Below are 14,764 nucleotides of genomic sequence, written 5' to 3'. Positions count from 1 at the left end.
TATGGAAAATCTAAAAACTCAAACCTCAAAAAAATACTTTAGTTATCTAGCTATTATTCATATAGCGCTCACATTATCTCCTTTTTTTTTACTGGGATTTTTAATGTTTTTTACTATATCAGAACCTTTATCACCTGAAGATGTTGAGACTGATTCATTTGATATTTTCCAATATATCGTTCCTCTTATAATTCTAATTAATATTATTTTAAACTTTACATTTATTCAAAATAAAATAGGAGAATGTAGAAAAAAAACAGATATTATCTCTAAAATGAATTCATATAGAACAATACTCATTATGAGATATGCCATGTTAGAAGGACCCGCTTTATTTTCATTTGTTGTTTATTTTTTAACCCAAAATATGATGTATATCTACATAGGAATAATTCCATTTATTTTTCTGGTTATGTGGAGACCTACTCGAGATACAGCAATCAAAGATTTACAACTCAACGGAGATGAAATTGAATTAATACGAAATCCTGAAGCCATCATCGCAGAGGTGATAGATCAAAATACGAACAAATAATATTCATGTCAAAACATAAAATAAATAAAAAAGGATTAGAAGTCGCTATTCGTAAAATTTTTGAAAGTCATCCGGATCAGCAATATAATTCTACACACATTAGTGCTATTCTCCAAATTAAAGATAAAAATTTACGTAAACTTATTTTATCCATTCTAAATGATCTTAAAAAAGATGGGTTCTTAAATGAATTTCAACGTGGTGAATTTATTCTTAACGAAGGTTTTACTACAGTTTATCAAGGAACTGTAGATGCAACCCCTAGAGGAACTGCATATATTATCGTACCTGAATTGGAAGGTGATATTTATGTAAGTAAAGAATGTACAAATCATGCCTTGCAAGGAGATTTAGTTGAAGTACAAGTAATTAAGAAAAAAAAGGGGAAAATAGAAGGTGTTATTACAAAAATCATAGAACGTAAAATAACCCTGTTTGTAGGTACTTTAGATATTCATAAAAACTTTGCATTTTTAATTTCTGATGATAGAAAAATCAATGTAGATATCTTTATTCCCTTAAAAAAATTAAAAGAAGGAAAGCATGGTCAAAAAGCGATTGCTAGAATTACTTCTTGGCCAAAAGATATGGACAATCCTTATGGAGAAATTGTAGAATTATTAGGTGAAGCTGGTGATAATAACACAGAAATGCTTTCTATTTTAGCTAAAAAACAATTCGACTCTGGTTTTCCGAAAGAGGTCACTGAAATCGCTGAAAAGATAAGTGTTGAATTAGATCAAGATGAAGTTAAAAAAAGAAGAGATTATCGTGACGAGATTACTTTAACAATAGACCCTGTAGATGCAAAAGATTTTGATGATGCACTTTCATTCAAGAAACTAGACAATGGTAATTATGAAATAGGTGTTCATATAGCCGATGTGAGTTTTTATGTACAACCGAATTCACCCATTGATGTAGAAGCATTAAAACGAGGAAATTCTGTTTATTTAGAAGATAGAGTTATTCCTATGTTACCCGAAGAAATTTCAAACTTAGCATGCTCTTTACGTCCGAATGAAGATAAATTTGCATTCTCTGCAATTTTTGAAATAGGACAAGATGGTAAAATTCATAATCAATGGTTTGGAAAAACAGTAATATGCTCTAATCATCGTTTTTCCTATGAAGAAGCACAAGAAATTATTGAAGGTAAGAAAGATGAATATAGTGAAGTAATACTTACACTTCATCATATTGCACAAGCTTATCGAAAAGAACGTATCCAAAATGGAGCTTTAGCGATAGAATCAGAAGAATTACGATTTGTATTAGATGAAAACGGAAATCCTATAGAAGTGAAACGACGCATTATGAAAGAAGCAAATAAACTCATTGAGGAATTTATGTTGCTTGCTAATAAACGTGTAGCTTTATACGTAGGTAAATTAAATAATGATAAAGGATATAACAAAGAATTTATTTACCGTTGTCACGATAAACCCGATATTGAAAAACTGAATACCTTTTCTATTTTTATAGATAAATTTAATTATTCCTTAGCTTTAAAAGATGTAGATTCTGCAGCTAAAAAAATCAATCAATTATTAGATAAAATACGTGATACACCAGAATACGATTTGATTCAAAATATGGCAATTCGCTCTATGGCAAAAGCAGTTTACCAAACCAATAATATTGGTCACTACGGACTTGCTTTTGATTTTTATACCCATTTTACATCTCCTATTCGTAGATATGCAGATTTGATGGTTCACCGTATTTTATTGGATAAATTAAACAATGTTAATAAGAGCTACGGAAATAGATTAAATGAAATTTGTAAGCATATATCTAACCAAGAAAAGAAAGCTATAGAAGCAGAAAGAGAATCTAATAAGTTCTTCCAAGCAAAATACCTATTGGATAAAGTGGGACAAGTTTTTGAAGGAACTATTTCAGGTTTGACAGATCACGGTATCTACGTTAAAATAGTTGAAAATAATTGTGAAGGAATGGTTAGGATGAACGATTTACCAGATGATACATATTATTTTGATCAAAATAAATTCCAAATTACTGGACGACATACTAAATACACTTACAATTTTGGTGATAAAGTACTAGTAAAAGTAAATAAAGTCGATTTATTCAAAAAGGAGATCGATATGAAAATAGTAGGATAAAAATATTCATCAAATCATAGTTTTATTTTCAAAATTAATTAACTATAAATAACTGATAATCAATTAGTATAGTTTATTTTAACAAGAAGATAAAAATTATTTTTCAAACATCCAAACGTTCTTTTTTTCTCACTATCTATAAAAGAATATAAATAAATTAATTTAAAATATATTTTACTATTATTATTATTCTGTTGAAATGGTGTATTAAATTATGCATAAAAACTTGCTTTAATAGATATGCACAAAAAAACAAAAGTTACTGACATATTATACCAAAATAAGGCGTTAATTTTGAGTGATTTACATCTTTATAAACAATTTTAAAAATGGTTTAGTGGTTGATATTTTTTTTGTGTGAAAATCGACTTTTTATCATTTTTTGATGTGCATAAATTACAATAAGAAATAATAAATTCCTCTTGCTTTTTTCATTTCAGATTTGGATGGACAATTAAATGAGAATATCAAGTAAATTTTATTGAAAGTAATCAACAATCAGCAAACAAATTATTAATAAAACTGTCTATAACTTTATTTCTAAAATCGTGTATTTTCCTTGTTTTAGAATGTTGAAAAAATGTGAAAGTTGATAAGTTTTAGTCTTTGTTGATAGTGGATTTAATGCTTACCTTTGTAAAAAATTCGTTATGGACAAATCTATCATTATCCCTATTGGCGCTGATCACGCTGGATTTCAATTAAAAGAAGCTGTGAAGGAATATTTTTCGAAATTAGGCTATCAGTTTAAGGATTACGGTACTTACTCAGAAGACAGTATTGATTATCCCGACTATGGTCATCCGGTAGCAGAGCACGTTCTAAATAATCCAGGAACTTTAGGAATCGTGATTTGTGGAAGTGGAAATGGTATCAATATGACGGTAAATAAGCACCAAGGAATTCGCGGTGCCTTGTGTTGGAACGAAGAAATTGTTGCCTTAGCTCGTCAACATAATGATGCAAATATTATTGCTTTACCTGGTAGATTTATTTCTAAAGAGGAGGGAATTAAATTTGTAGAAATCTTTTTAAACACAGCTTTTGAGGGTGGTCGCCACCAACGAAGAGTGGATAAAATTGCGTGTGGACATTGTTAGAAAGGCTAATATATATTACTAAAGATAGTATTTAATATCCACTAACTAACAGTATAAATATGTTGCTTTTTATAGAAGGTGTGTTATAGTCTGATATCTTCTTTATAAAAATCTAATTTGAAGATTTAATTTAAAATAAAACTTATTTTGTTCCTTGTAAATTGTACCAAACCCATGTCTTTGACTGCTTGCTGTTTCTAATTTTGTATTTTTAAATAAATAGTCCTCAAACTGGTTTCTGTTGTAGATGTGATAGCATAAAATGTCACCATCTTCTTTGACAATTAAATATCCACCTGTAGCATCTAATGTTCCATTCCATACTGTAGCAGGTGTCATACCTAAGGCTATATCTGTAAGTAATTTTTTTACTTTGTATTCATAAAATGGATGTTTATTGTCTATGTTATATCCAATAGGGTTTTTAGTTGCAACCGATGCGACAAGTTCATTTATTTTTGATGTATTAGATGTAAAAAATATAATTAATAATTCAGATGCTATTCTTGTTAATGAACTGTCAATTAGTGTGAGATTATTTTCAAAAATACTATTTTCAAGGTTTTTAAAATTAATAAGTCCACCTTTGTCTATTATTCTTTGAATTCTATCCTGAATTTTACTTGCTGAACTTATAGAGTTTATTTCTTCTATTTCGACAGAAGTAAAAGAAGTATTTTCAATCTCATAAATAAAGTTGGTTGTTTTTCCAGCATTTAGTAAGGTTGATGGGCTTCCTAATTTTGATTTTATACTAAATCCTAATTCTGGATTAACACCAGTCCTTTGATCATGAATTACTACACGAATGTCGCTTTTTAATGTAGATTTTGCTTTTAGAGTTTTGCTATTAAATGAATTGATGAATTTTTCAACTTCTGGTACTGAAAATGTTCTTTCTGTTTTTCCTTGTAATTTTGATAATAGAAAATGAGCTTGTTTATGAAAGTCTAAGATGGAGATTTTAAATATATCTTCATTATTTTTAATGATAACTAAATCGTCTTGATATCCAAATTCAAAAGTTCCGTTTGATTCGTCTCTAAGGACTTTAATGATTGGAAATATTAAAGATTCGATTTTATTTAGAGATCCATCTCCTCCATGTAACTCTTTATCAGAAATTATTTTTAAAAGTGTATAAATTTCACTCCATTCTCCTTTATTTCCTGTTATCATCAATCTTTATATCTAAGGTTTCTAAAATTTGTTTTGCCATTGCCTGTATTGCAGGAACAGCGACAGAATTTCCAAATTGTTTATATGCTTGTGCATCAGAAACAGGGATTATAAAATTATCAGGAAAACCTTGCAATCTTGCCCATTCTCTTGGAGTCATTTTTCTAATCCCTTCACGATTTACCTTTCCAAGAATATTAGTTGTAGGAGTAAAATCCATAATTCTAAAATCCAATACTAAGTTTCGCTCTCTTCCCATTCCTCCACAAACTACCGCATTTGCAATTTCAGTATCTTGAATAACTTCATATCCAAAGCCATTACCTTTTTTTTCATGCCTTGCCTTATGTTCTTTAAGTGTTTTTATATAGGTAGTAGAAAGATAATATTTTGTGTCAGGTACTTTTTCCTCCTTAATATCTGCAAATGTTATTTTTTTATTTGTAGGTTTAGGATAAGAAAACTTATTAATTCCAGTACTTGGATGAAAACCAGTTATAAAAATACGTTCTCTATTTTGCGGAACACCAAAGTTTTTTGCATTTACAATTTGTGGTTCGGGCACAAAATATCCCAAATCATTTCTTAAAACATTAAGTATTGTTGCTAATGTTTTCCCTCCTTTATGATTTCTAAGTCCTTTTACGTTCTCAAGAAAAATAGCTTTTGGCTGTTTCCTTTTAATAATTTCTGCAACATCAAAAAATAATGTTCCTCTGGTATCTTCAAAACCACCTCTTTTTCCTGCAATTGAAAAAGCTTGACAGGGAAAACCTGCGCAAAGAACATCAAAATCATCTGGAATATATGACTTTGTTTCTTCTTTAGTAATATCTCCAAATGGGGTTTCTCCAAAGTTTGCTCGGTATGTTTTTTGCGAATATTTATCCCATTCGCTTGTGTATACACATTTACCACCCAAGTTTTGCAAGGCAAGTCGAAATCCACCAATTCCTGCAAACAAATCTATGAATGTAAAATTAGGGTTTTCTTTTGGTAAGAAAGGAATATCAAAAGTTTCAAAAAGCCCATATTGTAGAGCTTCTTCGGCTACTTTCATTGTTATTTTTTCCTCAGGGTATTCGTATTCTAAAACTCTTTTTGAGAAATTTAGAGCGTCTTTTTTATATGTTTTTGAATGACCATTTTTAGAATTATGTAGAAAGTGAGTAAATGCTGCTTCAAGGTTTTCTTTATTGTCTTTTTCTATAACATTCTTCCTAAACTTTGTATTATCAAGTTTACTTGATGACAATATTTTTTGAATCTTACTGTTTATCTCTAACGCTTTCATTTCTACCTTCATTTCAACAATACAAGATAACAAATCATTTTCAATTACAAAGATAGGGAATTGGTTTTATTTATAAATAACTTGAATCATTGGCTCTATTTGATGTTTTACCTATCAAATAAAGCCATTTAACTTACTAATAATTATCATTCCAATTAAGGTAAAAGCCAATAAACGGTTATTTACACGTTGACCATATTTCTCTTTGTTTTCAAATTTACTATTACGGATGAGGTAATACGTAATTACAGCAGCTATAAGTCCTATTGTTAAAAGCAGTCTTCCTCCTGGCCAATATTGTAAATTAAATAAAACACCCAAAATAATCATAGAAAGTACCCATCTGCTTAGAGTTAGAATAGTTGAAAACCGCTTATTGTCCGTCTTTATTTGTTGAGCAGAAATCTGAGAAAAATCAAATTTTTCGTTCCATATATCTGTAAACAATAAGGGAGCATACATATAATAAAAGATAGTCAGCGTAGAGGCTGAAAGCACAAGTAAGGATGCTCCACCCGGCACGAATTGTATTTTTAAAAACAGAGCAAGAATGGTAATTCCAAGTAGTGTGTATTCAACTTTTCTCATACTTAAATTTTATCCTATGGTATGTCTTTTAACAGCTCTGGCAATAAAACGTATTTTTTCTCCCAGTGGGAAACGCGACAAATTAGTTTTAACAACTCCTTTTGTAAAAGCTGTTTTTTTACTGTAATCAATTGTTACATCAACTAAAACAGCTTTGCCTTTATTTGCAAATTCAAAAGCAGTTTGCATAATTCCATCTATCTGATTATCATTTCCTAAATGAAGATATTCACAACCTGTTGCTAAAGCAAGTCCTTCAAAATTCAAATGACCGATAATCGAATTAGCTTTAATTTTTAAAGGTATTTCCTGAAATTGAGCAATTTGTCCGAGTTCTCCGTCGTTAAAAACACATACGATAGGAGCAACATCATATGTTTTTGCAGTGATTAATTCCAACCCTGTCATTTGAGATGCACCATCTCCCGTAATAGCAATCACACGTTTTTCGGGATTAGCTAATTTTGCAGCGATAGCAGCTGGAATGCAATATCCCATACAATTGAAATCAGTTGGAGAAATCAGATGACCAGGTTTTACTGTTGTTAGTAATTCACAAGCTAAAAAGGTATGATTACCATCATCTAAAACTACAATACTGTCATCACCTGCATGTTTATTTAGATAATCAAAGAAATAACCAGGAGACACTTTATCGTTTTGTTTCTTACCTAACCACTCATTGAAATAATCTGTTTTTAGTTGTTGAATTTTGCCAGCAATTTGGGTGTTGTCGTTTGAAATTTCTACATCTTTTAATTCCTCCCAGATAGCTTTTAATACTTCAGTTGCATCTCCTTCGATAGCAAGTGTTGTGGGGTAATTCTTATCAAAAACTTCTTTATTGATATCGATGTGAATTAAATTTTTTGGTGCTTCAATTCCGTAACTTCCTGTGGAAATTTCTGAAAATCGACAACCTACAGCCAATAAAGCATCGTGTTTTTTAAAGGTTTCCCTTCCTGATGGCTGGGCACTTTTCCCAAGGAAACATCCTGCAAACAGCGAATGATTATTAGGAAAAACACTCTTTCCCTGCATGGTAACAGAAACGGGTGCTTGAAGTTTTTCAGCGATTTTAATAGAATACTCTTGTGCGTCTTTAGCTCCCCAACCTAAGAATAAATAAGGATTTTTAGCAGCTTTTAGTAGTTCAACTGCTTGACTAATTTTTGTTTTATCTAAGCTTGGACGAATGATGTTTGGTACATACGCAGGAATTTCTTTTAAATCTGAGCTAAACATCATAATTTCCACTGGGATCTCAACGAATACAGGCCCGGGTTCCCCACTCAAAGCAACATTATATGCTTCGTATAGAATAGCAGGAATATCTTCTGATTTTTCGATGAGGTATTGTGCTTTGGTGACATTTTTAGCAATAGGTTGCATATCAATTTGGTGTAACTGATAGTGTTTTCCTGTATCTCTACGAATGCCACCTGAAATGACAATCATAGGAATACCAGCCAAATAAGCCTCTCCAATTCCACTCAAAGCGTGTGTCAAGCCAGCTGCTGGAACAATCATTAAGCAACCCACAGAATCTGAAGTTCTAGAAATTGCATCAGCCATAAAAGCACCACCAGCTTCATGCGCAACTAAAATAGGTTCAATTTGTTTGGAGTGTGTAAGCGCGTCATAAATTTCAGTAGTATGCGTACCAGGGATACCAAAGGTATATTTAATCCCGAGGTTTTCGAGTGCTTTTACTGCTATTTGAGCTCCGGTTAGTTTCATAAATTGTGAAAAATACCTTACTAAGTTAAGATTTTAAAAGTACTAATTTTCAAAAACAATTTTTTTGTCTTTGTAAAGTGTAATATGTTCTCCTTTTCCTCTTAGTTCGTATTGATCATTTTCATACCAAATTCCAGAAGCTGCTTTTTGACTTGGTAGTTCTGCCACATCTCCATTAAATGTGATAGTAACTATGTCTTTTGAATTATCAAAAACTAAATGAAGTTGTTGCTCTTTTGCATCAGTATATATCAATGAAACAATTTCGCCAGACGAATTGATTTCAGGCTCATTCGATTCACAAGCGTATATTGAACAAATGAATACCAAGATAAAAATTAACTTTTTCATAAATTATATTAAAATTACTCATTATGTATTAATAAAAAACAAATACATTGATAATCAATCAATGTATTTTATTTGTAAAGTTAAAAAATATAATTTACAAATAGATCCCGAGCAACCAAGGTTCTCGGGATGACAACTGTGATGGGCTACTATCGGTCGGCAAAGCCGACCGCCCTGCCCTCTCTATGAATTGTCAGACTGAGTGGTTTTCGACGATAGGAGAAAATTGCATGTCCTGAGCATGCCGAAGGGTATCGAAGACTGACAACATAATCTGTATTTTATTCTAAATACATAATAGGTTAAATTATATTAAAATTACCAACCTTCACCCACAGGTGATCTCATGGATATAGCTAAACGATTCCAACTATTAATAGAGATAATTGCATAGGTTAAATCTACTAATTCTTTTTCATTAAAGTAGCGTCTAACTTTATTATATAATTCATCTCCTATCTCATTTTGAGGTAATAAAGTCAATGCTTCTGCCCAAGCTAAAGCTGCTCTTTCTCTATCTGTATAACACGGAGCTTCTCTCCAGACAGGGAGTAAATAAATTCGTTGATCATCTATTTTCTGGTCATGTGCTTCTTTTGTGTGTCCATCTAAACAGTAAGCGCAACCGTTAATTTGAGAGACACGAGAGCGAATAAGGGTTAATAAAGTTTGTTCTATACCGCATTTTCCAAGATATTCTTCAATATTATAAAGTGCTTTTACACATTCTGGAGCAGCAGTTACATAATCGATACGAGTATTAGCTGTATAACCACATCCCACAATCATATCTTGTGATGTGGAGCTTTTTCCTTCCGCTAATGCATCGTTGAGTTCTTTAATGTAGTTTTCAGGACCACCTGGACGATAACCAGATTTTACTTTAACTTTTCCAGATGCATCCATTAAGAATACAGTAGGAAAACCAGTAACATTATATTTTTCGGCCAGCTCTTTATTTTGTTTTTTTAAATCTTCACTTTGTGCTATTTTTTGAGGAAAATCTGCTTCAAAAAGTACGAAATTTTGTTTTGCATAATCCTTAAATGCTGGAGTTGACAGCACTTCAGCTTGAAGATTCTTACACCAATAACACCAATCACTTCCAGTAAAGAAAGCAAAAATAGGTTGATTTAAAGCGGCAGCTTCTTTTTTAGCTTGTTCGAAATTAGTGATAAACCCTTCAGTTTTTGCAATTTTTTTACTTTGTCCAAGTAAAGAAGTATTGAATGCCAATAAGAGCAATACACCCATGGCAATGGATTGAATATATATTTTCATTATAGTTTTTTTAGGAATTAAATTTACTTTTCTATTCTATTATTTTAACAAATAAAATCGAACACAGTTCATTTACTCACTAATTTCCCACAATTCGGTAGCTATTTTTTCTTCTATTTTCTTTTCCATTGTCTTTGTTAGATTTGGAAAAAAATTGAGTTTTGTTTTGCATTCAATTTCATTGATATTTGTTAGAAACTGAACATCAATAGGCTGTTTTCTATCAATTTGTTGGGGAAACAAAAAGGTTAAGTAATCCGAATTTCCAGGTGAATCATAAGGATATACTCTAGGTCTAATTAGAATACAATAAAAGGCTTCTGGAATTGCAACTTTTGTTTTATTTTTTCGGGTAATATATTCAGGGTTTTCTGAAAAAACAGGACCAATGATTACCCATAGATGTTCTTTTTCACTGATATAATCGGTATAAATTTTTGCTTCTAATTTTTGCCAAACACCCCTATTTAGATCGGCTGTTTGAGGAGAGATATTACTCATTAAAAAGGTTTCCATCAGAGAAAGCTTTGAATATTGTCTATTGATAGCAGCGTTTGGTGCAAGATGTCCCAAATCATAACCACCACCAAATGTTTCGCTACCAATTCTATTTTCTGGATTTAATCGAGTATCATCTACAAAAAATGGAAAACGACTATAATCTACATCTTGTTTTGCATTTGAAACTTGATATGCCACCCAACGAGGTTGATTATATTTTGTTGAATAACCAACGCAATATCCATGATTGATTAGTATTGAAAGTGTATCATTTTCATTTTGATTTTTTGGTACACCATGGATAGTAAATAATGGTAGAAGATATTCCATACAGGTCGACTGTTCATTAACCAGAGAGTAGTCAGTCTGACTATCTTGTGAAAAAGAAATAGAATGACCGAGAATAGATAGTATAAAAAATAGTTTTTTCATAATTGTGTGCTTTAAATTTTTGTTATTAAACGCCAAAGAAAATAAAAATTTAGGGAGTTTAATCCTCTCTTTCCTTAATCTTCCAAGATACACCGATAGTGATATATAATTCCAATCTACCTTTCCAATTTAGTATTGTTGGACTCGCTGGTATGAGTGTTGGCCTTAAAGGTTGAATATCGACATTTAAGAACATATTTTCAGAAAGCCGAAATTCATGGTCTAAACTCAATCCAAAATTGAATGTAAACCCACTTCCGCCAATTTGGCTGTAAAAATTATAATTCTTTTTTTCAACATAATAATCACTTGAATTATTTGAAGGATCATTATCACAACTATCCGAAAGTTTGAAATTTAAAAAAATGTCTGAAAAATCCTTTATTTTTGGTTTCGACTAAAAAACAAATTTTATGGGACTTTTCAGACGATGCAAAAATAATAACAAACCTTTAATTCGCCAAATAATAGATTTCGTACCTCGTTGGATGTTGGAGGCTTGCTCCAAACAGTTTCAAGGTGACAAAGGCTGTAGTAAATATAAAACTTACGACCAGTTTGTGGCAATGACTTTCGGACAGCTGAATAAATGTTTAACATTAAGCGATATTTCTATTGGTTTAGGTGTGAATGAGACGTATATTAAGGACTTAGGCTTATTACAAAGTCCTGCACGTTCAACAATGAGCGACGGTAATAAAAAGCGGAATTGGAAAATCTATGAAACGCTATATTTTAGACTCTTAAAACACTATGAACGCATTTTAGCAACTAAACATCAAAGCAAAATCATTGAGGAAATTAAAGACCAAAAAATTAAACTCATTGATAGCACCACAATTAGCCTCTGTTTATCGATGTTTGATTGGGCAAAATTTCGGACAGCTAAAGGAGGAATTAAAATCCACACTTGTTGGGATGATTATTTAATGATTCCTGATATGATAAATATAACTGAAGCCAAAATGCATGATCGCTATGGTTTATCTCAACTTATTTTTCCAAAAAACACCATAATCGTTGAGGACAGAGGCTATTTTGATTTTCAATTAATGTTAAATCGAATACAAGCAGAAAATGTTTTTGTTACAAGAATAAAAAACAACACTGTTTATGAAACCATTCAAGAAATAGAATTACCCGAAGTCGATGATCAAGATATCTTAAAAGATGAAATTATCAAACTTTCTGGTCAGAAATCGAAAGATTGTGGTATCGACCAGCATTATTTGAGATTAGTACATGTTTACAAACCAGATGAAAACAAAGTAATTGAAATTATAACAAATCAATTAGAATGGAAAGCTAGGACAATCGCTGATTTGTATAAGAAACGATGGGATATTGAACTCTTTTTCAAAGCAATTAAACAAAATCTACAATTAAAGACATTTATTGGAACGAGTGAAAATGCTGTAAAATCACAAATTTACATTGCTCTAATTTCATATCTTATACTTGAATTGATTCGTAGAACCACAAAAAAGAAAGTACAGTCATTCTCTAATTTTGTCGAAAAAATCAGAATTTGTTTACCTTTTTATCTCTCCTTGAATTATGTGTGTGACTCAATTTCTGAAGGCGCTAAGAAAATTAAAAGAGATAAACCTCCTAAAATATTTGATCAATATGACTTATTTTCTCAATAAAACCCGATATAATGACGATTTTACTAAGATATAGAAGGAATTATCAAGATTTTTAAAAACTTTCGGATGAATGTGGATCATTATAAATATGCTTTGTAATAGATGCTCCTGTATATAAAACCCATCCTGCTCCTATAAATGGCGATACATAAAACCTAAATCGATAATAATTAACTGCTTTAAATTGAATTTTTGTACCAATATCTGCAAAAACAGATTGATCTTTCCTGATAGTTTGACGAACATTATTGTAAGAACTTGGGTTTTCATTTATGCTCGATTTATTAGAGCTGAAAATCCCACTAAATTGTAAATAAACCTCACTTCTTCTAAATCTATGTTTCTTATAAGGAAGATGAGCGCGTATTCCTAAATAATACATTGGATTTGCTTCTTTTATCCAAGGAGTATACCCATTTCCATAATAACCTCCTAGTTGATAGATACGTTCATTTTGTAACGCAAGATGTTCTTCTTGTGAATATAGACATGAAGAAAATAGTAGGAATGTAAGTATAAGTAGTATTCTCATAAGCTATTATAGTGTGCAAAACCTAATATTTAATTACAGCTAAGCTATTGAAAAATTTTATAAAAAATCTTGAATGATTCAACTAATTTGTTAAAATGAGGGAAAAGATTTAATAAATATTAGGGTAACTTATACCTATTTCCATCTATATTTCAACCCTAGTTTAAACCATCTGGTAGGCATTGGTACAGCCCCCGCTTCGATGTAATTTGAGTTTAATAAATTACTTGCATCCGCGTAAATTTGGAAGCTCTTAATTTGGAAGGCAACTCGGGCATCTAATACGTTATATGGTGTATTCAATTCGCGTTCTATCCAACGATTTGTTACCTGTAGAGAGAAAAATTTGTAGCTATAATGAACACCTGCCATCAGTTGATGTTTAAGTGATTCTAATACATATTTTGATATTTTTCCATTCAAAGAACGCTGACTTGGTTGTAAGTAGTTATAGCGAATAAAATATCCCAATTTGTGATCATTTTTAATAACAAAACTTTGTTGTATTCTTGCAAACACACCATGAATATTCATGTGACCATAATTTATAGGAGAATAAGGTTGAGTGATAGAATCTCTTACCCAATCTATAAAACTTGTAATGTCTCTGTAGAAATAACCGATTTCAGCTGTAATTTTTTGTGTAGCATATTGAATATGACCTCCAAAATTCCATGCGTTTTCTGGCATTAATAAAGGATTTCCAATATTTCCAGGGAGTTGGTTTAGGTATAAATCAGTAAAAGAAGGAATTCGTTGACCCGAACCAGCATTTGCAATAATTTTCCAATGAGGTAGAAAACGATAAGCTAGATCAACTCCAGGGTAGACTTGCCATCCGAAACTTGAGTTGTAATTTACATACACTCCAGTATTCGCATAAAGCTTATTCCAAAAAACACCTTTATATTCTACATAAATTCCATGATTGTTACGGTCATGTGTTCCAATATTGGTACTGTTAATCATTTCAAAACGAGATTCCCAACCTAAACCAAATTCCCCAATCTTTATTTTTAAGCTTCCGTTTGCTTCAACCATTAATGCATTTGTATAGTGCTTAGAACGTCCGATAGTTGGTTTATCTTTTATATAACGGTAATCATCTTCATCGTAGCGATTACTGATTCGAGGGGAGAGAGTAAATTTTCCAAACTGGTGTTTGGAAGATAAACTAACTAAAGCTGTTTCCACAATTTCCATGGAATTGATATCTCCCGGAGCAGCATAATAACCATTGGCACCAAAGCTATTGTGATTATATCCACCTAATAGTTGTAGAGAGTGTTTGCTGTTAAAATTTACATTTCCGAGATAGAAAAGCTGTGTTTGTTGTCCGGCGCTATTATAGCGTTGTCCATTCGTCATTGTTTGTCCAACAGAAAATAAATGTTGTTGTTTTTCAGTTCCAACGTTTCCGGTTACTTCAACACCCCCACCTACATACATTCCT

General features: G+C 31.4%; 13 protein-coding genes. 4 read left to right on the top strand and 9 right to left on the bottom strand.

Annotated features, from left to right (window positions below; genetic code table 11):
- Window position 1: 1 nt before the first annotated feature.
- The 3 genes from M9897_00555 to rpiB all read left to right on the top strand — a co-directional run bounded on the left by M9897_00555 (window position 2) and on the right by rpiB (window position 3,764).
- Window positions 2–535: a hypothetical protein gene (locus tag M9897_00555; GenBank protein MCO5267370.1), complete on the top strand. Its 534-nt coding sequence runs from the start codon at window positions 2–4 to the stop codon at window positions 533–535.
- Between the two features lie 5 nt (window positions 536–540).
- The gene (gene rnr / locus M9897_00550; protein ID MCO5267369.1) at window positions 541–2,664 is read left to right on the top strand and encodes a ribonuclease R; all 2,124 of its coding nucleotides are present in this window, start codon (window positions 541–543) and stop codon (window positions 2,662–2,664) included.
- Window positions 2,665–3,314: 650 nt separating this feature from the next.
- Complete coding sequence (gene rpiB, locus M9897_00545) at window positions 3,315–3,764, top strand: ribose 5-phosphate isomerase B (protein ID MCO5267368.1); 450 nt, start codon at window positions 3,315–3,317, stop codon at window positions 3,762–3,764.
- A gap of 102 nt (window positions 3,765–3,866) precedes the next feature.
- Here the strand turns inward: rpiB and M9897_00540 are convergent, their stop codons facing one another.
- The 7 genes from M9897_00540 to M9897_00510 all read right to left on the bottom strand — a co-directional run bounded on the left by M9897_00540 (window position 3,867) and on the right by M9897_00510 (window position 11,130).
- Window positions 3,867–4,943, bottom strand: coding sequence for an HpaII family restriction endonuclease (locus tag M9897_00540; protein MCO5267367.1), 1,077 nt, complete (start codon window positions 4,941–4,943; stop codon window positions 3,867–3,869).
- Window positions 4,927–6,237, bottom strand: coding sequence for a DNA cytosine methyltransferase (locus M9897_00535; protein ID MCO5267366.1), 1,311 nt, complete (start codon window positions 6,235–6,237; stop codon window positions 4,927–4,929). Before M9897_00535 ends, M9897_00540 begins: the two co-directional genes overlap by 17 nt.
- 114 nt (window positions 6,238–6,351) lie before the next feature.
- On the bottom strand, window positions 6,352–6,825 hold the full coding sequence (locus tag M9897_00530; GenBank protein MCO5267365.1) for a hypothetical protein: 474 nt from the start codon (window positions 6,823–6,825) through the stop codon (window positions 6,352–6,354).
- 9 nt (window positions 6,826–6,834) lie between these two features.
- Entirely contained in the window at window positions 6,835–8,565 is a 1,731-nt protein-coding gene (locus tag M9897_00525) for a thiamine pyrophosphate-binding protein (GenBank protein MCO5267364.1), read from the bottom strand.
- Window positions 8,566–8,607: 42 nt separating this feature from the next.
- Window positions 8,608–8,916, bottom strand: a complete 309-nt coding sequence (locus tag M9897_00520) for an MliC family protein (GenBank protein MCO5267363.1) — start codon at window positions 8,914–8,916, stop codon at window positions 8,608–8,610.
- A gap of 318 nt (window positions 8,917–9,234) precedes the next feature.
- Window positions 9,235–10,197, bottom strand: a complete 963-nt coding sequence (locus tag M9897_00515; GenBank protein MCO5267362.1) for a carboxymuconolactone decarboxylase family protein — start codon at window positions 10,195–10,197, stop codon at window positions 9,235–9,237.
- Between the two features lie 72 nt (window positions 10,198–10,269).
- Window positions 10,270–11,130, bottom strand: coding sequence for a DNA/RNA non-specific endonuclease (locus M9897_00510; protein MCO5267361.1), 861 nt, complete (start codon window positions 11,128–11,130; stop codon window positions 10,270–10,272).
- Between the two features lie 413 nt (window positions 11,131–11,543).
- Here M9897_00510 and M9897_00505 point away from each other — a divergent pair, with 413 nt between their 5' ends.
- Window positions 11,544–12,779 carry an IS4 family transposase gene (locus M9897_00505; GenBank protein ID MCO5267360.1) on the top strand — a complete coding sequence of 412 codons (1,236 nt, stop codon included), beginning with the start codon at window positions 11,544–11,546 and terminating at the stop codon, window positions 12,777–12,779.
- A 52-nt stretch (window positions 12,780–12,831) separates the two neighbouring features.
- Here M9897_00505 and M9897_00500 read toward each other — a convergent pair whose 3' ends face one another.
- The gene (locus M9897_00500) at window positions 12,832–13,311 is read right to left on the bottom strand and encodes a hypothetical protein (GenBank protein ID MCO5267359.1); all 480 of its coding nucleotides are present in this window, start codon (window positions 13,309–13,311) and stop codon (window positions 12,832–12,834) included.
- A gap of 135 nt (window positions 13,312–13,446) precedes the next feature.
- The gene (locus M9897_00495) at window positions 13,447–14,679 is read right to left on the bottom strand and encodes a TonB-dependent receptor (protein MCO5267358.1); all 1,233 of its coding nucleotides are present in this window, start codon (window positions 14,677–14,679) and stop codon (window positions 13,447–13,449) included.
- Between the last annotated feature and the right edge of the window lie 85 nt (window positions 14,680–14,764).

The organism is Brumimicrobium sp. (assembly GCA_023957385.1).
In the GTDB taxonomy this organism is placed as follows: domain Bacteria; phylum Bacteroidota; class Bacteroidia; order Flavobacteriales_D; family Crocinitomicaceae; genus Brumimicrobium.
This window is presented reverse-complemented; position numbering and strand designations above follow the sequence as displayed.